This window comes from Pulveribacter suum (assembly GCF_003013695.1).
Taxonomy (GTDB): Bacteria; Pseudomonadota; Gammaproteobacteria; order Burkholderiales; family Burkholderiaceae_C; genus Melaminivora; species Melaminivora suum.
In genome coordinates, this window is the sequence record NZ_CP027792.1 from 2,004,922 (window position 1) to 2,030,692 (window position 25,771).

The window sequence follows — 25,771 nt, forward strand, 5'->3', positions numbered from 1 at the left end:
CGGTTGCCCGGCTTTGTCGTGGCGCTCGTCGGCCTCATGGCCAGCTATGGCTGGTGGCAATACCAGAGCGGCCTGACCGACGCGCTCTCGCGTGCGCGTTTCGAGCGCCAGGCGCGCGCCGCCACGCACGCCCTGCAGCAGCGAGTGGAAGCCAAGGGCGACCTGCTGCTGGGCCTGCGCGGGCTGCTGATCGTCAACCCGCAGCTGTCGCGCAGCGATTTCGAGCGGGTGGCCGCGGGACTGCAGCTGGAGGTGAACCACGTCAGCGTGCGCAACCTGCACTTCACCCGCGCCGTTGCGGCCGCGGAGCGCAACGCCTTCGTGGCCCGGGCGCGCGCCAACGTCCACCTGGACGGCACCGCCCCGACCGATTTCACCATCCACCCCGATGTGGAGCAGCCCGAATACTTCGTGGTGGACTACGTCTGGCCGCGGCAGGGCAACGAGGAGGTACAGGGCCTGGAGGTGCATTCCCAGCCCGCCAACCTGGAAGGCCTGTTGCTGGCGCGCGCCACGGGCGCCCTGGTTGTCTCGGCCCCCTTTCGGCTGGTGCAGCAAGATGGCGGCCCGGCGACGGCCGTCAACATCCGCCTGCCGGTGTTTTCCGCGTCTGCACCGGGCGATCCGCCCCGTTTTCTCGGGGCGGTGGGCACTCTGGTGAACGTGCGGGTGATGGCGCAGGGCCTGCGCGAGCGTGGCTACCTGGACGGGCTGCGGGCGGCTGTGACCGACATCGGCCCGGCCAACAGCGCAGTGCCCCGGCCTGGATCGCCCCTCTACGAAGCCGAGGACCTGCCGGCCGGGGGGCCACGCGTGAGCTACGAAGTCGCCGTGGGCGGGCGCCTGTGGCGCGTGGACTACGCGCTGGCGCACCCCCTCTTGACGCCCAACGAGGCGCGGCTGCCCCTGGTGTTCGCCCTTGGTGGGCTGGTGGTCACGGCGCTGCTGACCACCCTGGTGGCACTGCTGGTGCGGCGCAGGCTGCAGGCTGTGGCTTACGCAGAGCTGGCGGGACGCGCCGCCAGCGAAAGCGAGTCGCGTTTTCGCTCGGTTTTCAACCAGGCGGCTGTCGGCATGGCACAGATCGATTCCGAGCGCGGCCACGTCGTGCGCGCCAACCGGTATTTCTGCGACCTGCTGGGCTACGGCGCCCAGGACCTGCCTGGCCTGCGCATGCAGGACATCAGTCACCCCGACGACCTGCCGCGTGGCATGGCGCTGCTGGCCCGGCTGCTGTCCGGCGAGATCGGCGAGTACCGGATCGAAAAGCGCTACCGCCGCAAGGACGGCAGCTTCGTCTGGGTGGACGTGACGGCCTCGGCCATGCACAACGGCGGCGGCTCCGTGCGCCACCACATCGTGGTGGTGCAGGACATCACCCAGCGGCGCCAGACCGAGCAAGAGCTGCGCTACCTGGCCTACAACGACCTGCTCACCGGCCTGCCCAACCGCCGCCTGATGATCGACCGCCTGGAGCAGGCCGTCGTCCTGAACGCGCGCCACCAGACCTGGGGCGCCGTGCTGCTGCTCGATCTGGACCATTTCAAGACCGTGAACGAGACCCGCGGCCACGAGGCGGGCGACCAATTGCTGCGCGAAGCGGCCTCGCGCCTGCGCGGCTGCGTGGAGGGCGACGACACGCTGGCGCGCCAGGGCGGCGATGAGTTCGTGGCCGTGCTGCGTGAGCTGGGCACGAGCGGCGAGGACGCCGCTGCCCGTGCCGAGGAAGTCGCCCAGCTCATGCTGGCCGCGCTGCGCCAGCCGTTTGAGCTGGGCGGCCCCGAACCGCACCACATCACTCTGAGCGTGGGCGTGACGGTATTCGACGGCGAAGGCCTTCCCGCCGAGGAGCTGGTCAAGCGCAGCGAGCTGGCCATGTACGAGGCCAAGGCAGCCGGGCGCAATACGCTGCGCTTTTTCGACCCGCAGATGCAGGCCGCCGTGGCCGCCCGCGTGCAGCTGGAGGGCGACATACGCACCGGGCTGGCGGGAGCGCAGTTCGAGCTGTACTACCAGCCCAAGATGGCCGATGGCCGCATCCAGGGCGCCGAAGCGCTGCTGCGCTGGCGCCACCCCGAGCGCGGCTTCATCCCGCCGGCGCAGTTCATCCCCCTGGCTGAGGACACCGGCCTGATCCTGCAGCTGGGCGACTGGGTGCTGCATGCAGCCTGCACGCAGCTGGCCGCCTGGAGCGGCGATCCGCTCCTGGGCGAACTGGTGGTCGCCGTCAATGTCAGCCCGCGGCAGTTCCGCGAAAGCGGCTTCGTGGCCCAGGTGCTGCACGCCCTGGCCAGCACCGGCGCTCAGGCCCACCGGCTGCGGCTGGAGCTGACCGAAGGCATGCTGCTGCAAGACGTCGAGGGCACCATTGCCAAGATGGTGCAGCTGCGTGGCTACGGCGTGGGCTTTTCGCTGGACGACTTCGGCACCGGCTATTCGTCGCTGGCCTACCTCAAGCGCCTGCCGCTGCACGAACTGAAGATCGACCAGAGCTTCGTGCGCGACGTGCTGACCGACCCCAACGACGCCGCGATTGCCCGCACCATCATCGCCCTGGGCAGCAGCATGGGCCTGCAGGTGGTGGCCGAAGGCGTGGAGACCGAGGCGCAGCGCGCCTTCCTGGAGCGCCACGGCTGCCGCGTCTGGCAGGGCTACCTGCTGGCACCTGCGCTGCCGCGCGAGCAGTTCGAGGCGCTGGTGGCCCGTCGCGCCGCCTCCCGCCAGTAGGGTCTGCGGCCCCTGCGCTCCCATGCTCAAGACCTTCGTGCTGTTCGTGCTCACGGCGCTGGCCGAGATCGTGGGCTGCTACCTGCCCTGGCTGTGGCTGCGCGAAGGGCGCAGCGCCTGGCTGCTGGTGCCGGCCGCCGCCAGCCTGGCGCTGTTTGCCTGGCTGCTCACGCTGCACCCGGCGGCCGCGGGCCGGGTGTACGCGGCCTATGGCGGCGTGTACGTGAGCGTGGCGCTGGCCTGGCTGTGGCTGGTGGACGGCGTGCGGCCCACCGCCTGGGATGTGGCGGGGGTGGGCATCACGCTGTGCGGCATGGCCCTGATCGCCTGGGCGCCACGCACCAGCTGAGCGCTATTGAAAGCATAGCTGCCTGCGCTTGACAGAAAAGGGCTAGGGCCTGTTTTCTTCACTATTTGGCCACCCGGCCAGCACCCGGGGACGCGCGGTATCATTTCACCCCCGTCGCCCGCGCGACTGCTGCCCGACTGCATCCCGCCGCCTCCCTTCCCGTGCGCCTGAGCTCCATCAAACTTGCCGGTTTCAAGTCCTTCGCCGAGCCCACCCAGTTCGTGCTGCCGGGCCAGCTCGTGGGTGTGGTCGGGCCCAACGGCTGCGGCAAGTCCAACATCATGGACGCCGTGCGCTGGGTGCTGGGCGAGTCGCGCGCCAGCGAGCTGCGCGGCGAGTCCATGCAGGACGTGATCTTTAACGGCACCACCAGCCGCAAGCCGGCCAGCCGCGCCAGCGTGGAGCTGGTCTTTGATAACCACGACCACCGCGCCGGCGGCCAGTGGAACCAGTTCACCGAGATCGCAGTCAAGCGCGTGCTCACCCGCGACGGCACCTCCAGCTACTACATCAACAACCAGCCCGTGCGCCGGCGCGACGTGCAGGACGTGTTCCTGGGCACGGGTCTGGGGCCGCGCGCCTACGCCATCATCGGCCAGGGCACCATCTCGCGCATCATCGAATCGCGCCCCGAAGACCTGCGCCTGTTTCTCGAAGAGGCGGCCGGCGTGTCCAAGTACAAGGAGCGCCGGCGCGAGACGGAAAACCGCCTGGCCGGCACACGCGAGAACCTGACCCGCGTCGAGGACATCCTGCGCGAGCTGGACGCCAACCTGGAGAGGCTGGAAAAGCAGGCCGAGGTCGCCGCCCGCTACAACCAGTTGAACAGCCAGGCCACGCTGCGCCAGCACCAGCAGTGGTTTTTGAAGCGCGCCGAAGCGCAGGCCGAGCAGGACCGGGTGCGCAGCGAAGGTCTGCAGGCCGTGAACGACCTGGAAGCGCGCACCGCCGAGCTGCGCCACGTCGAGGCCGAGCTGGAGACCGTGCGCCAGGCGCACTACAGCGCTGGCGATGCCGTCAACAACGCCCAGGGCCGGCTGTATGAGGCCACGGCCGAGGTCGGCCGCCTGGAGGCCGAGATCCGCTACGTGGTGGAAGGCCGCCAGCGTGTGCAGTTGCGGCTTGTGCAGCTGGACCAGCAGATCGAGGAATGGGCCGAGCGCCGGGCCGAAGCCCAGGCCGAGGCCGAGCGGCTGGAGGGCGAGGGCTTTGACGCCGAGGAGCAGGCCGAGCTGCTGGCCGCCCAGGTGGAGGAGCAGGCCATGGCGCTGCCCGAGCTGGAGGACGCCCTGCGCCAGGCGCGCGAGCGCAGCGAAGGCCAGCGCGGCGCCGTGGTGCAAATCCAGCAGCAGATCCAGGTGCTGGCCGCCGAGCAGCGCAGCATGGACGAGCAGGCGCGCCAGCTGGCCACCCGCAGCGAGCGCCTGCGCGCCGACCAGGGCGCCCTGGAGGCGCCCGACGAGGCCCGCCTGGACCATCTGCGCCAGCAACTGCAAGCCGCCGAAGAAGCCGCGGAGACGGCCGAGGCCCGCCTGGCCGAGCTGCAGGACGCCGTGCCTCAGCTGGACGAGGAGCGCCGGGCCCGCCAGCAGACGCTGAATGCCGAGACCGCCCGCCAGTCCCAGCGGGCTGCGCGCCTGTCGGCCCTGCAGGCGCTGCAAGAGCGTGTGAAGGTGGACGGCAAGCTCCAGCCCTGGCTGGCGCGCCACGGCCTGGACGGTCTGCAAGGCCTGTGGAGCCGCATCCACATCGAGCCCGGCTGGGAAAGCGCCCTGGAAGCCGCCCTGCGCGAGCGCCTGGCCGCGCTGCCCGTCGGCCGGCTGGAGAGCGTGCGCGGCTTCGCCGGCCCCGGCACGCACGAAGGGCCGCCGGCGCGGCTGGCCTTCTACAGCACGCCCCTGTCCGCGCCTGCGGCGCCCCCTGCAGCCGGTGCGCCGGCGCGCCTGTCCGACCTGCTGCGCGTGTCCGACGCGGGCCTGCGCGCCATGCTGGCCAGCTGGCTGCACGGCTTCCACACGGCCGCCTCGCTGGACGAGGCCCTGGCCGCCCGCGCCGCCTTGGCGCCGGGCGAGGTGATCTACGTCGCCGCCGGCCATGCGGTGCGCCCGCACAGCGTGGAATTTCATGCGCCCGACTCCGAGCAGTCCGGGCTTCTGGCGCGCGCCCAGGAGATCGAGCACCTGCACAAGGAGGTGCGCGCCCAGGCCCTGATCGCCGAGGAGGCCGGTGCCGCCCTGGCGCGCGCCGAGAGCGCCTATACCGACGCCTCGCAGCGCCTGGTGGGAGCGCGGCGCGAGGCCAGCGAGGCCCAGGGCCGCGCCCACGAGCTGCAGATGCAGACCCTGCGCCTGGCCCAGGCCCTGGAGCAGGCGCGCGCGCGCAGCCAGCAGATCGGCGCCGACCTGCACGAGGTGCAGCAGCAGCTGGCCGAGCTGCACGAGCGCAAGGCCCTGGCCGAGGCGCGCTTTGAAGAACTGGACATGCAGCTGGCCGACACCCAGGAGCGCCACGCCCAGCTGGGCGAGCGGGTGATCGAGGCCGAGCGCCGCGTCAATGAGGGCCGCGAGCAGCAGCGCCAGCTGGAGCGCCGCGCCCAGGAGGCCCAGTTCGCCCAGCGCAGCCTGGGCGCGCGCCGCGCCGAGCTGGCCCGCACCGTGGACACGGCTGCCCGCCAGGCCCAAAACCTGCACGAGGAGCGCGAGCGCGCCACCGCCGAGCAGGCCCGCCTGAGCGACGCCGCCGCCCAGGGCGGCCTGCAGCAGGCGCTGGAGGCCAAGATGGAGCGCGAGCGCGAGCTGGCCGCGCAGCGCAGCCAGTACGACGAGCTCACCGCCCGGCTGCGCACCAGCGACGAGCGGCGCCTGCAGGGCGAGCACACGCTGGAGCCGCTGCGCCAGCGCATCACCGAGCTGCAGCTCAAGGAGCAGGCTGCCCGGCTGGGCCTGGAGCAGTACGACTCGCTGCTGCAGGACGCCCAGGCCGACCTGCAGGCGCTGGCCCAGTCCGTGGCCGAAGGCAACGTACGCCTGGCCGGCCTGCAGGGCGAGATCGACCGCCTGCAGCGCGAGATCGCCGCCCTGGGCGCCGTCAACCTGGCGGCGCTGGAGGAGCTCGGCCTGGCGCGCGAGCGCAAGGGCTTCCTTGATGCGCAGATGCAGGACCTGACGCTGGCCATGACCACGCTGGAGGACGCCATCCGCAAGATCGACGGCGAGACGCGCAGCCTGCTGGCGGGCACCTTCGAGGCCGTCAACGAGCACTTCGGCCGCATGTTCCCCGAGCTGTTCGGCGGCGGCCAGGCGCGCCTGACCATGACCGGCGATGAAATCCTGGACTCCGGCGTGCAGGTCATGGCCCAGCCGCCGGGCAAGAAAAACCAGACCATCCATTTGCTGTCCGGCGGCGAAAAGGCGCTCACCGCCATCGCCCTGGTGTTCGCCATCTTCCAGCTCAACCCGGCGCCGTTTTGCCTGCTGGACGAGGTGGACGCGCCGCTCGATGATGCCAACACCGAGCGCTATGCGCGCCTGGTGGCCAGCATGTCGCGCGGCACGCAGTTCCTCTTCATCAGCCACAACAAGATCGCCATGGAGATGGCCGAGCAGCTGATCGGCGTCACCATGCAGGAGCAGGGCGTCTCGCGCATCGTGGCCGTGGACATGGAGTCCGCCCTTTCCATGGCCGAGGCCTGAACCATTCACCGAACATGAGCAACTTCCAACTGGGTCTCATCATTGCTGGCGCCGTCGTGCTGATCGTCGTGGTCGCGCACAACGCCTGGACGCACCACCGCAACGCCCCCCGGCGCGCCCGCCCGGCCGAGGGGCACGCACCCGCCCCCGACGACGGCACGCGCCACGAACCGGCCTTTGACGGCCCGCCGCTGGGCGGCCAGGAGGGGGCCGAGCTGTCCGGCCACGCCGTGGACCCGCGCGATGCGCTGCAGCTGCCCGTGCCCCCGGCCGAGCGCCGCGGCGGGCTGGACGCGCTGATCGATGCCATCGCCCCCATCACCGCCGAGCAGCCCGTCTCGGGCGACGCCGCCCTGGCGGCCATGCCCACCACGCGCCGCGCCGGCAGCAAGCCGTTTTCCATCGAGGGGTGGAACGAAGCCGCCCGCCAGTGGGAGACGCCCCGGCCCGGCCAGCGTTACCAGCTGCTGCAGGCCGGCGTGCAGCTGGCCAACCGCACCGGCGCGCTCAACGAGATCGAATACTCCGAGTTCGTCATGAAGACCCAGCAGTTCGCCGACGCGCTGAACGCCGCCGTGGACTTCCCCGACATGCTGCACGAGGTGGCACGCGGGCGCGAGCTCGACCAGTTCGCCAGCGACCACGACGCCCAGCTGACGTTCGTGCTGCGCGCCCGCCAGGCCGCCTGGAGCCCCGGCTACGTGCAGCAAAACGCCGCCCGCTTGGGCCTGGTCCCCGGGGCCATGCCGGGGCGCATGGTGCTGGCGGCCGCCAGCGCCGGCCTGCCGCCGGTGCTGACCCTGGCGTACGACGCCCAGGCCGCCATGTCCGACGACCCGGAGCAGTCCGCCCTGCGCGAGGTGTCGCTCAGCCTGGACGTGGCCCAGGTGACGCGCGGCGAGCAGCCCTTTGCCCGCCTGCGCGACGTGGCGCAGGAGCTGTGCGAGGCCATGGACGGCGTGCTGTGCGACCAAAACGGCATGCCCCTGCCCGCCATGGCCATCGATCCGATCGCTAACGACCTGGAGCAGCTGTACGACCAGCTGGACGCGCGCGAGCTGTCTGCCGGCTCGGCCCTCGCACGCCGTCTTTTCAATTGATGGTCGCGCCCTTGAGCGGCTGCGCCGCCTCCCCCCGCTCTCGCATTGCCGTGCAATGCGGGCCGGGGGACGCCACCGGTGCCGCGGGGCGGCCCTTGCACGGTGGCCGCTGGCAACGGACGGCGGGGGCGTTGGTGTGCGTGCCTCGCATGGGGCGGGTCCGGGAGTGGTGAGATGACTGGAAATATAGAGCTTTTTTCGGCCTCAGCGCCCAAGGGGCAAGCGTTGGCAGCTAGCAAAATCATAGCGCTGCGCGAGCAGCTGAACCGCTGGGCGCATGAGTACTACGTGCAGGACGCGCCCAGCGTGCCCGATGCCGAGTACGACCGGGCCTTCCAGCAGTTGCAGGCGCTGGAGGGCGCCTATCCGGAGCTGGCCACGCCCGACTCGCCCACCCAGCGCGTGATCGGCGCGGTGATGCAGGGCCTGGCGCCCGTGCGCCACCGCGTGCCCATGCTCAGCATTCGCACCGAGACCGACACCGAGGGCAGCGGCGCCGAGACCTTCGACGCCCGCGTGCGGCGCGAACTGAAGCTCGCCCCCGAGGCGCCGCCGGTGCAATACGTGGCCGAGCCCAAGTTCGACGGCCTGGCCATGAACCTGCGCTACGAGGACGGCCGCCTGGTGCAGGCCGCCACGCGCGGCGACGGCGAGGTGGGCGAGGACGTGACGCACAACATCCGCACCATCCGCCAGATCCCTTTGAGCCTGCCCGCCGACGTGCCGCCGGTGCTGGAGGTGCGCGGCGAGGTCTATATGCGCCGGGCCGACTTCGAGCGGCTGAACGAGCGCCAGCGCGAGCGCGGCGACAAGACCTTCGTCAACCCGCGCAACGCCGCGGCCGGCGCCGTGCGCCAGCTTGACTCGGGCATCGCCGCGCAGCGACCGCTGTCGTTCTTTGCCTATGGCCTGGGCGAAGTCACGCCGGCAGACGAGGGCGGGCCCCGGTTCGCCTCGCACCACCAGGTGCTGCAGCAACTGAAAGGCTGGGGCTTTCCGGTCTCGGAGCTGGTCAGCCAGGCACAGGGCGCTCCTGAACTCATCGCGTACCACCAGCGCGTTGGCGCCCTGCGCGACGCGCTGCCCTTTGACATCGACGGCGTGGTCTACAAGGTGGACAGCCTGGCGCTGCAGCGCGAGCTGGGCTTCGTCACGCGCGAGCCGCGCTGGGCCGTGGCGCACAAGTACCCGGCGCAGGAGATGGTCACGCGCGTGGAGGGCATCGACATCCAGGTCGGGCGCACCGGCAAGCTGACGCCCGTGGCGCGGCTGGCGCCGGTCTTCGTGGGCGGCGTCACCGTCACCAACGCCACGCTGCACAACCTGTTCGAGATTCGCAAGAAGGGCGTGCGCGTGGGCGACCAGGTCATCGTGCGCCGCGCCGGCGACGTGATCCCCGAGGTGGTGGGCACGGTGCCGGCCGCGCTGTCGCCCGTGGCCCAGGCCCTGGCCGGCTCGGATTTGCTGGCCGATGCAGCCGCCGGCAGCGAGGGCGCCGCGCGCGCCGCGCCGCGCGTGCCCTACGTGCCCAACTTCCGCATGCCGCGCCAGTGCCCGGTGTGCGCCAGCGCCGTGGTGCGCGAAAAGGGCGAGGCCAACCACCGCTGCACGGGCGGCATCTTCTGCCCGGCCCAGGCCAAGCAGGCGCTGCTGCACTTCGCCCAGCGCCGCGCCATGGACATCGAAGGCCTGGGCGAGAAGCTGGTGGACCAGCTGGTGGAGGGCCGCATCATCCGCGCGCTGCCCGACCTGTACCGGCTGGGCCTGTCCACCCTGGCGGCGCTCGACCGCATGGCGGACAAGTCGGCGCAGAACCTGCTGGCGGCGCTGGAGCAGTCCAAGCGCACCACGCTGGCGCGCTTTTTGTTCGCCTTGGGAGTACGCCACGTGGGCGAGGCCACGGCCAAGGAGCTGGCGCGCCACTTCGGCACGCTGGACGCCGTCATGGGCGCCACGCCCGAGCAGCTGCTGCAGGTGCCCGACGTGGGCCCCATCGTGGCCGACGCCATCCACGCTTTCTTTGCCGAGCCGCACAACCGCGAGGTGGTCGAGCAGCTGCGCGCCTGCGGGGTGACCTGGGAGGAGGGCGCGCCGCAGGGCGGCGCCGCCGTGCTGCCGCTGGCCGGCCAAACGGTGGTGCTGACCGGCACCCTGCCGACGCTCAGCCGCGAGCAGGCCCAGGCCCTGCTGGAGGCGGCCGGCGCCAAGGTGGCCGGCTCGGTCAGCAAGAAGACGAGTTACGTCGTTGCCGGCGAGGACGCGGGCAGCAAGCTCGCCAAGGCGCAGCAGCTGGGCATCGCGGTGCTGGACGAAGCCGGCCTGCACGCGCTGCTGGCCGGCCGCCCGGGCGCCTGAGGCCGTGGCTCTGGTGCGCCGCACCCCCCGCGTGGGCCTGGCCCTGGGCAGCGGCTCGGCACGCGGCTGGGCGCACATCGGCGTGCTGCAGGCGCTGGACGAGGCCGGCCTGCGGCCCGACTTCGTCTGCGGCGCCTCCATCGGCGCGTTGGTGGGCGCAGCCTACGCCGCCGGCGAGCTGGAACGCTTTGCCGACTGGGTGCAGAGCCTGGGCATGCGCCAGGTCTGGGGCTTCATGGACTTCAACCTCTCGGGCGGCATGCTCAAGGGCGAAAAGCTGATCGCCTTCTGGCGCCGCAACTTTGCCGACTTCGACATCCAGGCCTCGCCCATCCCGTTTGCCGCCGTGGCCACCGACCTGCATTCGGGCGCCGAGGTCTGGCTGCGCGAAGGCTCGATCGCCAACGCCGTGCGCGCTTCCATCGCGCTGCCCGGCCTGTTCACCCCCGTGCCGCAAGAGGGCGGGCGGCTGCTGGTGGATGGCGGCATCGTCAACCCCGTGCCGACCTCGCTGGCCCGCGCCATGGGGGCGGACATCGTCATCGGCGTGGACCTGAACTCCGACATCCTGCACCGCCACCTGCAGCCGCTGGTGCTGGCGCCGGACCCGGGCGCCACCGCGCCTCGCGAGCCGCCCGCCGCGCCCGAGGATGCCAGCGCAGCCGCAGGCGACTGGCTGGGCCGCCTGAAGTTCTGGGAAAGCGGCAGCGCCAGCAGCAGCGCCGGCGCCCCGGCCCAGCAGGTGGCGCCGCTGCCGCGCAGCCCCTCGGTGCTGGACGTGGTCATGACCAGCGTGACCATCATGCAGATCCGCATCACCCGCAGCCGCATGGCAGGCGACCCGCCGGAGGTGGTCATCGCCCCCAGCTTGGCCCACCTGGGCGTGCTGGACTTCCACCGCGCGGCCGAAGCCATCGAGGAAGGCCGGCGCGCCGCGCAGGCCGCGCTGCCGCAACTGCAGCGGTTTATCCAGTGAACAACCCGCTGAGTGGCTGCGCCGCTTTCCCCCGCTCTCGCAACACTGCGCCTTGCGGGCAAAGGACGACGCCCGCGCGGCGGGGCGGCCCTTGCGCGGCGTCCGCTGGCATCGGCGCGCGCCCGTCGCGTGGCGCACTGTTCCAGTGATGCGGTTCGCATGATTGATATGAAATTGATAGCTGCCACCGATTGTCCAGCAAGGGCTAGAGGCACTTTTGACGTAAATACCTGCCGATGAAAGCCATCGACTCCCTGCGCCAGCGCGCCGCTGCCCTGCGCCCGCGCCTGGCCACCTTGCTGCGCCGCCCGCAGCGCTGGCGCTCGCTGCACGGCCTGGCCTGGCTGGCAGTGGCGCTGGCCCTGGCCGCGCTGGTGTGCCTGCTGGCGCTGCTGCTGCTCACACCCTCCATCAGCGACATCCGCAAGGCCAAGGCCGACCAGCCGGCGCAGCTGGTGTCCGAGGACGGCCGGCTGCTGGCCGAGTACCGCTGGGTCAACCGCGAATGGGTGCCCTTGGCCCAGATCGCCCCGGCCGTGGTGGATGCGCTGATCGCCACCGAGGACCACCGCTTCTACGGCCACTGGGGCCTGGACTGGCGGCGCACGCTGGCCGCCGTGGTGCGCACCGCCGGCGGCGACCGCCAGGGCGGCTCCACCATCACGCAGCAGCTGGCGCGCAACCTCTACCCCGAGGAGATCGGCCGCGCGCCCACGCTGGGCCGCAAGCTCAAGGAGGCGGTCACCGCGCTGAAGATCGAGTGGAGCTACTCTAAGGACGAGATCCTGGAGACGTATCTCAACACCGTGCCCTTCCTGTACAACGCCTGGGGCATCGAAGTGGCCGCGCGCACCTATTTCGACAAGTCGGCAGACAAGCTGAACGTGCTGGAGAGCGCCACACTGATCGGCATGCTCAAGGGCACGGCCTACTACAACCCGGTGCTCAACCCCGAGCGCGCGCAAGAGCGGCGCAACACCGTGCTGGCGCAGATGAAAAAGCGCGGCAAGCTGGATGCGCAGGACTACGAGCAGCTCAAGCGCCGCCCGCTGCGCATCCGCTTTGAGCGCCAAAGCGAGATCGCCGGGCTGGCGCCGCATCTGGCGCAGCAGCTCAAGCGCCAGCTCATCGAGTGGGCCGACCGGCGCGGGTACAGCCTGTATGCCGACGGCCTGGTGATTCGCACCACCATCGACGGGCGGCTGCAGGAGCTGGCCAACCAGTCCGTGCAGCAGCAGGGCAAGGCGCTGCAGCAGGTGGCCGACAAGGCCTGGGCCGCGCGCGGCGTATGGACGCCCAAGAACCCGCTGGTGCAGCAGCTGGTGCGCGAGTCGGCCACCCTCGCCAAGGCCGTGGCCGGCGGCGAGAGCGAAGAGGACGCCGCCGCCCGGCTGCTGCAGGATGCCGCCTTCCTGAGCGAGCTGCGAGCGGCCAAGACGCGGGTGCAGATCGGCTTCATGGCGCTAGACCCGGGCAGCGGCGCGGTGCGTGCCTGGGTGGGCAGCCGCGACTACGCGCAGGATCCGTTCGACCACGTGCAGGCGGCGCGGCGCCAGCCCGGTTCCACCTTCAAGCCCTTCGTCTATGGCGCGGCCTTTGCCGCCGGGCGCAGCCCGCAGGACACGCTGATGGACACGGCGGTGGAGATCCCGCTGGGCGGCGGCCAGGTCTGGCGCCCGCGCGACGGCAACGCCCCACCCAGCGAAGAGCCCCTGACGCTGGCCGACGGCCTGGCGTATTCCAAGAACACCATCACCGCGCAGCTGATGGCCCAGGTCGGCCCGCAGCAGGTGGTCCAGCTGGCGCGCGCCATGGGCGTGCGCGAGTCGCCCCTGGAGCCGGTGCCCGCCCTGGCCCTGGGCACCAGCCCGGTCACATTGAAGGAGATGGTGGCCGCCTACGGCACCATCGCCGGGGCCGGGCGCTACCGGGCGCCCCAGGTCATCACCCGCATCGAAGACGCCAGCGGCCGCGTGCTGGAAACTTTTGCCCCGGCCGCGCCCGAGCAGGCGCTCGGGGTGACGGCCGCCCAGCAGCTGCGCGACGCCCTGCGCGGCGCCGTGGACCACGGCACGGGCGCGGCCATCCGCAGCCGCTACGGCATCAGCGCCGACGTGGCCGGCAAGACCGGCACCACGCAGGACAACACCGACGGCTGGTTCATCCTGATGCACCCACAGCTGGTGGCGGGCAGCTGGGTGGGCTTCAACGATGGGCGCATCACGCTGCGCAGCAACTATTGGGGGCAGGGCGCGCACAGCGCGCTGCCGGTGGTGGGCAGCGTGTTTCGCCAGGCGCTGCGCGGCAAGCTGATCGACGCGCAGCAGCGCTTCGTGGACGAGCGCGAGAGCACTTGGGGCAGCCGGGCGGCCGATGCCGCCGGGGCGCTGCGCAACTGGGTGTACGACCTGTTCGGCCGCCCCACCGGCGAGCAGGCCGGCCCGGTCCCGGCGCCTACCCCGGCGCCCCCCGTGCCAGCGCCGCCACCGAGCGCGCCCGCGCCGGAGGACGAGGACGAGCGCCCGGAGATCACGGAAGCGCCGCTGACGCCGCTGGAGCAGGTCGCGCCCCGCCCGGCTCAACCTGCAGAGCCGCCGACCTGGGTAACCGGGCCGGACGAGGCGGCCACGGCCCTGCCGCCAGCGGACACCGGCGCGCCCGAGCCCGCTGAAGCGCCGAGGCCAGGCGTCGTGCTGGCGCCCGGGCAGCCCATTCCGGGCGTGGTAGTGCCCTCGCTGTCCCCGCGCTGAGGCGGAGCCAGATTACGCCGGTTTGCTATACAAATAATAGCTGCTGGCGCTTGCTGCATAAGCGCCAGAGGGCCTTTTGCTTCAGATTCGGCGGAGGGCAGCTTCGCCAGCGCTGTCCCCATCGTCGGCGGCCAGCACCCGCTCGTACACCGCCTCATACGTCCGGGCGGGCTGCGCCCAGCCGAAGTCGCGGCGCATGCCGGCCAGCTGCAGTTGCCGCCATCGCCCGGCCGAGCGCCAGGTGGCGCAGGCGCGCTGCACGGCGTCGTCGAAAGCCGCCTGCGTCGCCTCGGGCATGACGAACCCCGTGCCGCCCTGGAGCTGCGCGTCCACCACCGAGTCGGCCAGGCCGCCGGTGTCCGTCACGATGGGCGGTGTGCCGTAGGCCTGGCTGTACATCTGGTTCAGCCCGCACGGCTCGAAGCGCGAGGGCATCAAAAAGCAATCCGCCCCAGCTTCGATCTGGTGCGCCAGCGGCTCGTCGAAGCCAAGGGCCGCGTACACCCGCCCCGGCCGGCGCGCGGCCAGCGCTGCCAGGCCTTGCTCCAGATCGGCGTCGCCGCTGCCCAGGACCACCAGCTGCGCGCCGTGGGCCAGCAGCCGCTCGGCGCCGGCCAGCACCAGGTCCACGCCTTTTTGCCGCGTCAGCCGCCCCACCAGCCCGAACAGCGGCCCTGGTGCGTGCGCGCCCAGGCCGCAGCGCTGGCGCAGCGCGGCGCGGTTGTGTGCCTTGCGCTCCAGGCTGGCCGCGTCGTAGCGTGCAGCGATCAGCGCGTCGGTAGCGGGGTTCCATACCGCCGTGTCGATGCCGTTCAGGATGCCGGTCAGCACATCGGCGCGCGAGCGCAGCACGCCGTCGAGCCCGAAGCCCAGCGCCTCGCCCTGGATCTCGCGCGCATAGGTCGGGCTCACCGTGGTAATGGCATCGGCGAACTGAAGGCCGGCCTTGAGCATGGACAGCTGGCCCCAGAACTCCACACCCTCGACGCCGCGATGCTGCGGCGCAATGCCCAGCGCGCCCGCCAACTCCATCGGAAAAACGCCCTGAAACGCCAGGTTGTGCAAGGTGAGCACGCTGCGCGCGCAGCTGGCATCGCCCGCGGCGCGCGCCTGGTGCAGGTACAACGGCGCGAGCCCGCAGGTCCAGTCGTGCGTATGCACCACGTCGGCCTGCCAGCCGCAGGGCGTGGCGCGGCTGCCGATGAGCGCCGCCACCCGCGCCAGCAGGGCAAAGCGCAGCGCGTTGTCAACGTGGTCTCCCCCTGCAGCGCCATAAGGCCCGCCAGGGCGGCCATACAGCTGGGGGCAGCACAGCAGCAGGAATTCAATGCCCGCATCGTGCTTGAGGTGCAGCAACTGGGCCTCGGGCCACGGGCCGTCTGCGGGCACGTGGTGCAGCGCCAGCAGCCGCCCGGCAGACTGCTCGAGCGCGCCATAGGCGGGCATCAGCACGCGCACGTCGTGCCCCAGCGCGGCCAGCGCTGCGGGCAGGGCAGCACTGACGTCGCCCAGGCCGCCCGTCTTGACCAGGGGAGCGCATTCGGGCGTGGCAAACAAGAGTTTCATGGCGCGGCATCCTCGCACACCAGGATGGCGAAGGGCAGGCCTGAAAGGGCCGTGGCCTCCGCGCCGATCAGCCCCTCCAGCGCCAGCCCGTCCAGCGAGGCATCGACTTGCCGACCGGTCAGCCAGTCGCGCCAGGCCTGCGGGCGCGAGAGCAAAGGATGGCCCCCCGGCAGCGCCAGGCGCGTGTCCTGCCAGCCGCGGGCGGCCAGGCCGCACACCAGGCGCGCGCTGACCACGGCCACGGCGCGCTTCTCGTGCAGGCGCACGAACGCCAGGGCGTGCTCGCTGGCTGCGCCTTGCACGGCCAGGGGCACGTAGCTGCCGCTGCGAAACACCTCGGGCAGGGCGCGGCGCAGCTCCAGTAGGCGCCACGTCACCAGCTGCTTGAGCGCGGGCGCGGGCACGCCGCCCAGCAGGCGCTGCCAATCCTGCGGCGCGGGAAAGCGGCCGTTGCCATATAGCGCCTGCACGCCGCGCAAACCTTCGGCCAGTGCGGCGAAGTCCACGGGACGGCGGTTGTCCGGGTCCACCAGTGAGAAGTTCCACTGCTCGCAGCCCTGGTAGATGTCCGGCACGCCCGGTGCCGTGAGCTTCAGGGCCAGCTGGCACAGGCTGTTGCGAAAGCCGTAGGGCGCGACCGCGTCCACGAAGCCTTGCAGCGTCTCCACGAAGGCATCGGTAGCCAGCGCACGCTCGACGTACGCGGCCACGGCGCCCTCGTAGGCTTCGTCGGGAAACAGCCAGTTGGTCGCCTGCTTGGCCTCGCGCATGGCCTTGACCATGTACTGCTGGACGCGCTCGCGCAGGGCTGCGCGCTCGTCGGCGCTGGTGCCGCCTGCGGGCCAGATGCCCACCAGGGCCTGGTACAGCGCCCACAGGTCGTGCGCGCGCGGGGCGCTCTCGCCGTCCACCTCGGCGGTGTGGCGCGTGGCGGTCTCGCGCAGCCGGCGCGCCGTGTCCTCCCACAGCGCTGGCAGCTCGGACAGCGCATTCAGCCGTGCGCGCACGTCTTCCGAGCGCTTGCTGTCGTGGGTGGAGGAGGCCAGCAGCTGGTGCGGCGCCAGGCGCGCCGCCTGCTGCTGGGCCTGGTGAAAGGCCGCCGGCGAGGCGCCGAAGCGCCGCGGCTCCGAGCCCACGTCATTGAGCGACACCAGGCGCACGTAGCGGTAGAACAGCGTGTCCTCCACCGCCTTGGCCATGACCGGCGACGTGAACTGCTGCCAGCGGCGCACGAAGTCGGCGCGCGCCTGCGGCTCGCTGCCGCCATCGCCCACCAGCACTGCGCGCAGGTACGCCAGCACGCCGCCCTCGGCCGTGCCCAGCTGCCGGCGCGCTGCGGCGACAGCCCAGTCGATGTGCTGGCGGTCGGTGTCGCTGGCCGCGGCCCCGGGGGTCACATACGTGCGGTACACGGGAAACTGCGCCGCCACCTCGGCCAGGGCCTGGCGCAGCTGGTTCAAGGTGAAGTCGCTCGCGCTGCGGTCGGCGCGGGTGATGCGGTGCAGCGTGGCGGCCAGCCAGTTCAGGTCACCGGCGAACGCGCTCTTGATGATCATGCGCTTGCAGGCGCGGCGCTCCTGCTCGAAATCTTCGTCCTGGCCAGTGAAGCCGCGATAGGCGTCGTCGAACGCCGCCTGCGCCGCGCTGTCCACGAACAGGCCGTTGACCTGGCTGGCAAAGCGGTAGCCCGTGGTGCCGTGCACCGGCCAGTCCTGCGGCAGCGGCTCGTGCTCGGCGAGGATCTTCTCCACCACCAGGTACAGCGCGTGCGGCTCGCGTCCCGCCGCGCGCGCCAGATCGGCGCTGCGCTGTTGCAGGCGCTGGAAGTACTGTGCGGGCTGCGCCAGGCCGTCCGGGTGGTCAACGCGCAGGCCGCTGACCTTGCCCTCGGCCACCCAGCGCAGCACCAGCGCGTGCGCGGCCTCGAACACGGCATCCTCCTCCACGCGCACGGCGGCGAGCGTGTTCACGTCGAAGAAGCGCCGGTAGTTGATGTCGTCGGCCGCCACGCGCCAGTTGGCCAGGCGCCAGGCCTGGCTGCCCAGCAGCGCTTCCAGCGCATCGAAGCTGGCGCCGTCGCCCACTTGGCCGTTCAGCACGGACAGCGAAGCGTCGATCCACTCGGCCAGCCAGCCCTGGTGCGCCGCCTGCCGGGCCAGGCGCTGGCGGTGCAGGGCGGCATCGCGCACACGGGCGGCGCGCAGTGCGTCCTCGGGCGCATCGCGGGGCGGCAGGGCCTCGAAGGCGTCCAGCAACGACTGCACCTGGGCCAGCCCATGCGCGTCATCGCCGCCGCTTGCGGGCAGCGGTGCGGTGCGCACGACGCGCGCGGTGTGGCGCGGGTCGAGCGGCCAATGGTGTTCCCAATAGTGCAGCCGGAACTGGCCCGTGTCCGGGTGAAATCGCACTTGCAGCCGCCCGGCCTCCAGCTCGCGTCCCAGGTGGTCGCCCAGCACCGGCAGCACTAGGCGCCCGCCTGTGCCGGGGCTGGGCATATCCCACTCGATGTCGAAGGTGCGCGCGTGGGGCGATGCCTTCCCATGCTCCAGCACGTCGTCCCACCAGGGGTTGTCGCTGCCGGCCACGCCCATGTGGTTGGGCACGATGTCCAGCACCTGGCCCATGCCGTGCGCGTCGAGCTGCCGGCACAGCGCCGCATGCTCGTCCTCGGTACCCACCTCGGGGTTTAGGCGCGTCGGGTCCACCACGTCGTATCCGTGCGTGCTGCCGGGCTGGGCACACAAGTAGGGCGAGCTGTAGAGATGGCTCACGCCCAGCGCATGCAAATAGGGCACGACCTGTGAGATCTGGGCAAAGGTGCTGCCCTTGTGGAACTGCACGCGGTAGGTGGCGCGCGGCACGTCGGCCGTCTCCAGGTCCGGCAGCGGCTGGTCGATGGCCACGGCGCAGCCCCCGCCGCGCTCCTCGCGCATCGCGGCCGTGACGGCCGAGAACACCGGGTGCGTGGCCAAGGCTTCCAGCGGAACGACCAGGCGGCGGCGCCAGTTGGGTTGCATGGCTTCGGTGGAGCCGGGCACGTTGACCTGGTCTTGCTGGCCCGTCGCGTCCTCTATTTGCACGGCGGCCAGCCAGCAGGGGGTGCGCGCCAGGTAACGGTGCACGGCGGCGGCAAAGGGGGCGTCCACCTCCGGCACCGACTGCGGGTCCAGCGTGGCGCCGTCTGGCAGCAGGCCCTGCTGCTCCAGCGCGTAGAGCAGCCGCACCCGATCCTGGGCCCGGTCCATCAGGGCGCGCGCATGCGCGTCGGCGTCTGCCAGCCAGCCCAGCTGCTGCTGCACCGCGACGTCGCCGCCCGCCCACCAGCCCTTGAGCGTGGGCAGGTCGTGCGTGCCGGCCACTGCCAGTGCCTGCACCGGCCACTGGGCCGGAGCGCGGAAGTTGCCATCGTCACCGCGCTCGAAGACCAGCGGGCGGTACGACAGCAGCGCCTTGCGCGCCATGGCTTCGCGCATTGGCGCAGCGACGTTGCCCAGGTCCTCGCCGATGACGGCGCAGCGGTGGCGGTGGCTTTCCACGCAGACGATGGCCAGCAGAGCCTCCAGCGGGTAGCGCACGTAGGTGCCGCCATCCTCGCTGGTCCAAAACAGCCGCATCAGCGCCATCACATGGTCCAGGCGCAGAGCACCGGCAGGCCGCATCACGGTGGCCAACAGCTGGCGCACTGCCTTGAAGTGCGTGGATGCCAGGGCGAGCGGATTGGGCGGGGGCAGGCCCCAGTCCTGGCCCTGCGTGTTCAGCGGGTCGGGGGGCGCGCCCACGTGCATGCCACGGGCGTAGAGCTCTTGCGCGGCCCAGACCTCCGAGCCGCCCTCGCTGGCGCCCACTGCCAGGTCGCAATACAGGCCCAGCGGCAGCAGCTCGCGCGCGCGCTGGCTGGCGCGCGCCAGCTGCTCGTGTGCGATCCATTGCAGCCAGCCCTGGTAGCGCACCGCGTCGGCGTGCTCGCGGGCGAACTGCGCCACGGCCGGGCTGTCCGGGCTTTGCAACGCCTCGGGCCACGCGGGCCAGCCCCAGACCTGCGGGTCTGCCGAGTGCAGGTGCAGCTGGATGGCCTGGTGCAGCGCATGGACGCCCACGGTGCCGTGGTGGCTGCGCAGAAATTGCTCGAACTGCCGTGCCCGCGTGGTGCCGGCCTGCATTTCGTGCTGCTGAAAGTGCCGCCACAGCAGCGCCAGCACTTCCTGCTTGATGGCGGAGACGCCGGCATAGTCCACCGTTTCGCTCTCCCGCAGGGCTTGCAGGCGCTGCTGGAAAGCGATGTCTGCATGCAGCGCCTGCACGGCGTCGCAGGCCAGGAATTCGGGCAGCGCCGGCACGTCGATGAACAGCGTGTTCAGCGCCAGGCGGCTGCTGGGGCTGTAAGGGCTGGCCAGTTCCGGCCGGTCGGCGTGCAGGGCGTGTAAGGGGCTCAGGCCCACGAAGCGCGCCCCTTGCTCGGCCGCCAGGCTGACAAGCGCCAGCAGGTCGCCGAAGTCTCCAATGCCCCAGTTGCGCTCCGAGCGCAGGGCGTACAGCTGGCACGCCAGGCCCCACCAGCGCTCGCCGCCCCGAAAAGCGACCGGCAGCCAGCAGCGCTCAGGCGCGTGGATGATGAGTTGCTCATGGTCGCCCTGGCGCAGCAGGCAGTAGCCGGCTGGCAGGTGCGCGGGCAGGTCGGCCGCGTCGCCGTCGCCACGGGCGAGCGGATCGCCGTGGCCGGTTTCGGCATCGTGCAGCTGCCAGGGTCCATGCGCAGGCAACGGGATGCGCGCGCTCGTGCCAGCCGTGGCGATGATGGCCTGCACTGTGCGCGGAGCATCGGCATGTGCGCCCATGGCTCGCAACGCACGCTCGATGGTGCGCGCATCCACCCGCGCATCGGCGCCCCAGAAGGTCGCGTACTCGGTGGCGATGCCTGCGCGCTCGGCGCGCTCGCGCAGGGCGGGGTTCAAGTCCTGGTTCATGCCTGGGGCTCGCTCAAGGTCCAGCGCGCAGACCATGCCGGCCAATGGTCATCCGAGGGGCTGCGTGCGTGCTGGAAGATGGTTTCTCCTGGAAAGGATGGGCAAGCAGGGCAGGACACCGGCGTGCCGCCCAGGTTGAGTTCCAGCACCAGCTGCCGCCCGTCGGCATAGTGCCAGCGCACCAACAGGCCGGTATCTCCCACGGCCTGCGCGCTATGTCCCTCGGACAGCAACAAACCGTGGCGCGGCGCGATCCACCGGGCGCGCGCGGCAAGCGCCTGGCGCACCAGCGCCTGGCGTGCAAGCCCTCCCTGCGACTCGGCCAGCGCCCAGTCGAGCCGGCTGTCTGCCAGTGTCTGCGCGGCGCAAGGGTCGGGCAGCTCCGTGCGGCCGGCACGGGCGTGCTCCAGGGCGTGGCCGAATTCGCGCTTGCGGCCTTCGCGCACGGCGTCGCGCAGCTCGCCTTCCCAGCCGGCGAAATACAGAAACGGCGTGCGCGCGCCGAACTCATCGCCCATGAAGACCAGGGGAATGGCGGGGCCGAGCAGCGACAGCAGCAGCGCAAGCTCCGCTACCGGTGGCTCCACCAACGTCGCCAGGCGCTCGCCGAAGGCGCGATTGCCCACCTGGTCGTGGTTGCCAACGAAGTTGACCATGGCGCCCAGCGGCTGCGGCTGGGCGGGTGCGAGCGCCGTGCGGCGGCCCTCCTGGCGCGGGGCGGGCGCGAAAACGTAGCCATGCGTGAGGGCATGGGCCAGCCGCGCCAGGGGCTGGTTGCCGTAGTCGTGGTAGTAGCCGCGCGTCTCGCCGGTCAGCAGCACGTGCAGCGCGTGGTGGAAGTCGTCGTTCCACTGGCCGTCGAAGCGGCCGGGCAGGGGCGTGGCGGCCAGGCGCTCGCCCTCGTTGCGCTCGTTTTCCAGCACCAGGTGCACGGGCCTGTCGCCCGCCGCAGCACGCACGCGCTGCGACAGCTCTTGCAGGAAGTGGCGCTCGCCGTCGTCCACGATGGCGTGCACCGCGTCCAGGCGCAGGCCGTCGATCTGGTACTCCTGCGCCCAGTACAGGGCGTTGTGAATGAAGAACTCGCGCACCGTGGCGCTGCCCTCGCCATCGAAGTTGATGGCCTTGCCCCACGGGCTTTCATGCTCCTGCGAGAAGAATTGCGGCGCGTACTGGCCCAGGTAGTTGCCGTCCGGGCCGAAGTGGTTGTAGACCACGTCCAGAAAGACCATCAGTCCCAGGCCGTGGGCCGCGTCGATCAGCCGCTTGAAATCCTCGGGTGTGCCGTAGCCGGCGTGGGGCGCAAAGGGCAGCACGCCGTCGTAGCCCCAGCCGTGCGAGCCGCCGAACGCGGCCACCGGCATGAGCTCGATGGCCGTGAAGCCGAGAGCGCGCAGCGCGGGCAGGCGCCGGGCCGCCGCCGCAAAGCTGCCCTCGGGTGTGAACGTGCCGATGTGCAGCTCGTACAGCACCACGTCGCTCCAGGGCCTGCCCGGGGGGGCGTGCTGCCAGTCAAAGGCGCACGGATCGACGACGACGCTGGCGCCATGCGGGCCGTGCGGGTTGTGGCCCGAGGCAGGGTCGGGTACGGCCGTGCCGTCCACCAGCCACTGATAGCGCGTGCCGGCGCCAGCCTGCGGCAATGTGCAACGCCACCAGCCGCCCTGAGCAGAAACGGCGGCCTGCTCCTGCCAGGGACCCTCGTCGCCCGGCCGATGCCGCAGCACGAGGTGGCGTGCAGCCGGCGCCCAGAGCGAGAAGTCGGTGCCCTGCGCATCCGGCTGGGCACCGAAGGGCATGTCGTGCCGGTGCTTCATGGCGCGGGGCCTGAAGTTTCAACCGACGTGAACACCGCCATGGAGTGCGGCTCCAGCGTGTATTGCGCCTCGGCGCCCACGCGGGGCTCGTCCGGGCCCCGCACCTCGGCGCTGCGGGTATCGATGCGCAGCGCCCACTGGCGCGCGTTATCACCGTCCTGCTCCTGGGGCAGGGTGAAAACCGCTTCCACCGGCGTCGCATTGAACAGCAGCATGGCCGACTCGCCCTGGCCGCGGCTTTCCATCACGGCGCAGACGCAGCGCACCTCAGCGTCTTCCCATTCCTCGGTGCTCATGGGCAGGCCCCATACGCTGAACCAGGCAATGCCGGCGCAAGGGGACTTGGGGTCCTGCGGATCGGGCCAGCCGCCCAGGCTGGCAACAGGCAGGGAACGCCGCAGGGCGACGAGCTGCTGCACGAAGGTGTTCAGCGCGCGGCCCTGCTCGCTCTCAGCCTGGCTCCAGTCGAACCACGACAGCGGGCTGTCCTGGCAGTAGCCGTTGTTGTTGCCCTGCTGCGTGCGGCCGAACTCGTCGCCGCCCAGCAGCAGCGGCGTGCCGTGCGAGAGCATCAGCGTGGCCAGGAAGTTGCGCATCTGCCGCTCGCGCAGCGCCCGGATGGCAGGGTCATCCGTGGGCCCCTCAGTGCCGCAGTTCCAGCTGCGGTTGTGGCTTTCGCCGTCGCGGTTGTCCTCGCCGTTGGCCTCGTTGTGCTTGTCGTTGTAGCTGACCAGGTCGGCCAGCGTGAAGCCGTCGTGCACCGTGACGAGGTTGACGCTGGTGGCGGGCGGGCGCCTTTGGCTCGCATAGATGTCCGCCGAGCCGCACAGGCAGGCCGCCAGCTGCGGCAGGCTGCCGTCGGCGTTGCGCCAGTAGTCGCGCACGGCGTCGCGGTAGCGGCCATTCCACTCCATCCAGCCAGGGGGAAATCCGCCGATCTGGTAGCCGCCCGGCCCCAGGTCCCAGGGCTCGGCGATGAGCTTGACGCGCGAGAGCACCGGATCCTGGTGCAGCGCGGCCAGGAACTGCGCGCGGTGCGTGAAGGCGCCCGCAGCGTCGCGCGCCAGGGCCGGCGCCAGGTCGAAGCGGAAGCCGTCGACGTGCATCTCCGTGACCCAGTAGCGCAGGCTGTCGAGTACCAGGCGCAGCGCGGGGGGGCTGCTGGTATCCACGGTATTGCCGGTGCCGGTGTAGTCCACGTAGTAGCGCGGGTCTTCTTCTGCCAGGCGGTAGTAGACGGGGTTGTCGATGCCCTTGAGGCTGAGCGTGGGGCCCAGGTGATTGCCCTCGCCCGTGTGGTTGTAGACCACATCCAGGATGACCTCCAGGCCAGCGCCGTGCAACGCGCGCACCATGGCCTTGAATTCGTCCACACCGCCGCTTTTGGCCACGCAATAGCGCGGTTCGGGAGCAAAGAACGCCACCGTGTTGTAGCCCCAGTAGTTGGCAAGTCCCGCATCGACGAGCCGCTTGTCGTCGATGAACGCCTGCACAGGCAGCAGCTGCACGCTGGTCACGCCGAGCGATTTCAGATGGGCGATCGCGGCGTCGCTCGCCAGGCCCGCGTAGGTGCCGCGCACCGCCTCCGGCACGCCGGGCAAGGCCTGCGTGAAGCCCTTGACGTGCACCTCGTAGAACACGGTGGCCTGCGCCGGCACGAACGGATGGGTATCGCCCTGCCAGTCGAAGCGGGTGCGCACCACCCGGCACTTGGGCGCGCCGGCGCCGTTGTCTTCGTCGCAGATGCGCGTGTCCTCATCCTCCTGCCCAAGCTGGTAGCCAAACTGGCCGGCGTCGCCGCGCACCGGGCGGTCCAGCGCCAGCGCGTACGGGTCGAGCAGCAGCTTGGCCGGGTTGCAGCGCAGGCCCTGCGCAGGGTCGTAGGGTCCGTGCACGCGCAGCCCGTACTTTTGCCCCGCCTTCAGGCCGCGCACGTGCCCGTGCCAGACGTCACTGCTGCGTGCGGGCAGGGCGATGCGCTCCACCTCACGGTCATCATCGGAAAAAAGACAGATTTCCACCCGGGTCGCGATGGATGAATACACGGCAAAGTTCACGCCGCCGCTTTGCAGCGTCGCACCCAGCGGCCACGCGCGCCCGCGCGCTACCTGGTGGCGGGTGCTGCGGCGTTTGCGGGAGAGGGCGGGAGCGGAGTTCGGAGAGGCGTCGGCCTTCATGCGAAGGCTCGGCGCAGGTTGTCGGACGGGGACAGCTGCATGCCCGGGCGGTGAGCGCCCAAAGGGGTGGGCGGCTTGCGCTGCGCGGTGGGGAAGTAGCCCCGCGGCACGACCACGATGCCGCTTTCCGTGACGTGAAAGCGTTGGCGGTCTGCCTCCAGATCGAAGCCGATGTGCTCGCCGGGTGGGATGTCGTTGTCCTGGTCGATGATGGCGCAGCGCACCTGTGCGCCGTGGCCGATGCGCGAGCGCTCCATGACGATGCAGTGCGCAAGATGCGCGTCGCGCTCCACTGTCACGCTGCGGCGCAACATGGCATGGTCGAGCCGCGCGCCGTCCACGATGGAGCCCGAACCCACCACCGAACGGTGGATGATGCCGTTCTCGATCTGCGCCGATTCGGCCTGGTCGGGGCTGGCGTAGATGGGCCACTGGCGGTTGGTCATGCGAAAGCGCGGGGTGGCGCCCAGGGTGTCGAAGTGCGCCTGGAAGTACGAATCGATGGTGCCCACGTCGCGCCAGTAGCCGTGCTCCTCGTAGGGCGCGATGCCCGGAATCTCGTTGGTGGCGAAGTCGTAGGCCAGCAGGCGGTGCGACTGCAGCATGGCCGGCAGGATGTGCTTGCCGAAGTCGCTCTGGCCCTGCGCCTTGGCGCGCTTCAAGGCGTCCAGCAACACGTCGGCGTTGAACAGGTAGTTGCCCATGGACGCCAGCGCGTGCGTGCTGCTGCCGGGCATCGGGCGGGCGCTGGCGGGCTTTTCCATGAACTGCGTGATGCGGTGGCGCTCGTCGGTTTCCACGATGCCGAACTGGTTGCACTCGGACAGGCGCACCGGCAGCGTGGCCACGCTCACGTGGGCGTCGTTGGCCTGGTGGAACTCCAGCATCTGGCGCACGTCCATGCGGTAGATGTGGTCGGCGCCAAACACGGCCACGATGTCGGGACGGAATTCCTCGATCAGGTGGATGTTCTGGAACACCGAGTCGGCCGTGCCCTGAAACCACTCCGGGCCGTTTTGCATCTGCGGCGGCACCACCGTGACGAAGTGCTGCGGGATGAACCGCGTCATGGTCCAGGACTGGCGGATGTGCTCGATGAGCGACTGCGACTTGTACTGCACCAGCAGATAGATCGAGTAGATCTCCGAGTTGACCAGGTTGGACAGGACGAAGTCCACGATGCGGTGCTTGCCGTTGAACGGCACGGCCGGTTTGCACCGCTCGGCCGTGAGCGGGTGAAGCCGCGAGCCTTCGCCGCCGGCCATGACGAAGGCGAGAACGTTTTTGGTGCGCGACAT

At 71.1% G+C, this 25,771-nt stretch carries 12 protein-coding genes; 7 read left to right on the forward strand and 5 right to left on the reverse strand.

Annotated features, from left to right (window positions below; genetic code table 11):
* The first annotated feature begins 3 nt into the window (after positions 1–3).
* The 7 genes from C7H73_RS09300 to C7H73_RS09330 all read left to right on the forward strand — a co-directional run bounded on the left by C7H73_RS09300 (position 4) and on the right by C7H73_RS09330 (position 13,949).
* Positions 4–2,727: a bifunctional diguanylate cyclase/phosphodiesterase gene (locus C7H73_RS09300; protein ID WP_319424416.1), complete on the forward strand. Its 2,724-nt coding sequence runs from the start codon at positions 4–6 to the stop codon at positions 2,725–2,727.
* A gap of 22 nt (positions 2,728–2,749) precedes the next feature.
* Entirely contained in the window at positions 2,750–3,076 is a 327-nt protein-coding gene (locus C7H73_RS09305) for a YnfA family protein (RefSeq protein ID WP_106846381.1), read from the forward strand.
* Positions 3,077–3,237: 161 nt separating this feature from the next.
* A complete protein-coding gene (smc, locus tag C7H73_RS09310; RefSeq protein WP_106846382.1) occupies positions 3,238–6,768 on the forward strand; it encodes a chromosome segregation protein SMC in 3,531 nt (1,176 codons plus the stop codon).
* A gap of 14 nt (positions 6,769–6,782) precedes the next feature.
* Positions 6,783–7,868 (forward strand): cell division protein FtsZ, encoded by a 1,086-nt coding sequence (locus C7H73_RS09315; protein ID WP_106846383.1) that lies wholly within the window; start codon positions 6,783–6,785, stop codon positions 7,866–7,868.
* 174 nt (positions 7,869–8,042) lie between these two features.
* Positions 8,043–10,223, forward strand: a complete 2,181-nt coding sequence (ligA, locus tag C7H73_RS09320) for an NAD-dependent DNA ligase LigA (RefSeq protein ID WP_106846384.1) — start codon at positions 8,043–8,045, stop codon at positions 10,221–10,223.
* A gap of 4 nt (positions 10,224–10,227) precedes the next feature.
* Positions 10,228–11,199: a patatin-like phospholipase family protein gene (locus C7H73_RS09325; RefSeq protein WP_106846385.1), complete on the forward strand. Its 972-nt coding sequence runs from the start codon at positions 10,228–10,230 to the stop codon at positions 11,197–11,199.
* A 236-nt stretch (positions 11,200–11,435) separates the two neighbouring features.
* On the forward strand, positions 11,436–13,949 hold the full coding sequence (locus C7H73_RS09330) for a penicillin-binding protein 1A (RefSeq protein ID WP_106846386.1): 2,514 nt from the start codon (positions 11,436–11,438) through the stop codon (positions 13,947–13,949).
* Positions 13,950–14,030: 81 nt separating this feature from the next.
* Here the strand turns inward: C7H73_RS09330 and glgA are convergent, their stop codons facing one another.
* From glgA to C7H73_RS09355, 5 genes are read right to left on the reverse strand one after another with little or no spacing between them, the layout of a single operon-like run.
* Complete coding sequence (gene glgA / locus C7H73_RS09335) at positions 14,031–15,515, reverse strand: glycogen synthase GlgA (RefSeq protein WP_106846387.1); 1,485 nt, start codon at positions 15,513–15,515, stop codon at positions 14,031–14,033.
* A complete protein-coding gene (gene treY / locus C7H73_RS09340; RefSeq protein ID WP_106846388.1) occupies positions 15,512–20,479 on the reverse strand; it encodes a malto-oligosyltrehalose synthase in 4,968 nt (1,655 codons plus the stop codon). The genes glgA and treY overlap by 4 nt, the downstream gene beginning before the upstream one ends.
* Positions 20,476–22,296 (reverse strand): malto-oligosyltrehalose trehalohydrolase, encoded by a 1,821-nt coding sequence (gene treZ, locus C7H73_RS09345; RefSeq protein ID WP_106846389.1) that lies wholly within the window; start codon positions 22,294–22,296, stop codon positions 20,476–20,478. Before treZ ends, treY begins: the two co-directional genes overlap by 4 nt.
* Positions 22,293–24,473, reverse strand: a complete 2,181-nt coding sequence (glgX, locus tag C7H73_RS09350) for a glycogen debranching protein GlgX (protein WP_106846390.1) — start codon at positions 24,471–24,473, stop codon at positions 22,293–22,295. The genes treZ and glgX overlap by 4 nt, the downstream gene beginning before the upstream one ends.
* Complete coding sequence (locus C7H73_RS09355; RefSeq protein WP_106846391.1) at positions 24,470–25,771, reverse strand: glucose-1-phosphate adenylyltransferase; 1,302 nt, start codon at positions 25,769–25,771, stop codon at positions 24,470–24,472. Before C7H73_RS09355 ends, glgX begins: the two co-directional genes overlap by 4 nt.

Bases quoted from the DNA above. Each gene is read 5' to 3' on its own strand.
- C7H73_RS09305 (WP_106846381.1), top strand. From the start codon at position 2,750: ATGCTCAAGACCTTCGTGCTGTTCGTGCTCACGGCGCTGGCCGAGATC.
- C7H73_RS09315 (WP_106846383.1), top strand. From the start codon at position 6,783: ATGAGCAACTTCCAACTGGGTCTCATCATTGCTGGCGCCGTCGTGCTG.
- ligA (WP_106846384.1), top strand. From the start codon at position 8,043: ATGACTGGAAATATAGAGCTTTTTTCGGCCTCAGCGCCCAAGGGGCAA.
- C7H73_RS09330 (WP_106846386.1), top strand. From the start codon at position 11,436: ATGAAAGCCATCGACTCCCTGCGCCAGCGCGCCGCTGCCCTGCGCCCG.
- glgA (WP_106846387.1), bottom strand. From the start codon at position 15,515: ATGAAACTCTTGTTTGCCACGCCCGAATGCGCTCCCCTGGTCAAGACG.
- treY (WP_106846388.1), bottom strand. From the start codon at position 20,479: ATGAACCAGGACTTGAACCCCGCCCTGCGCGAGCGCGCCGAGCGCGCA.
- treZ (WP_106846389.1), bottom strand. From the start codon at position 22,296: ATGAAGCACCGGCACGACATGCCCTTCGGTGCCCAGCCGGATGCGCAG.
- glgX (WP_106846390.1), bottom strand. From the start codon at position 24,473: ATGAAGGCCGACGCCTCTCCGAACTCCGCTCCCGCCCTCTCCCGCAAA.
- C7H73_RS09355 (WP_106846391.1), bottom strand. From the start codon at position 25,771: ATGTCGCGCACCAAAAACGTTCTCGCCTTCGTCATGGCCGGCGGCGAA.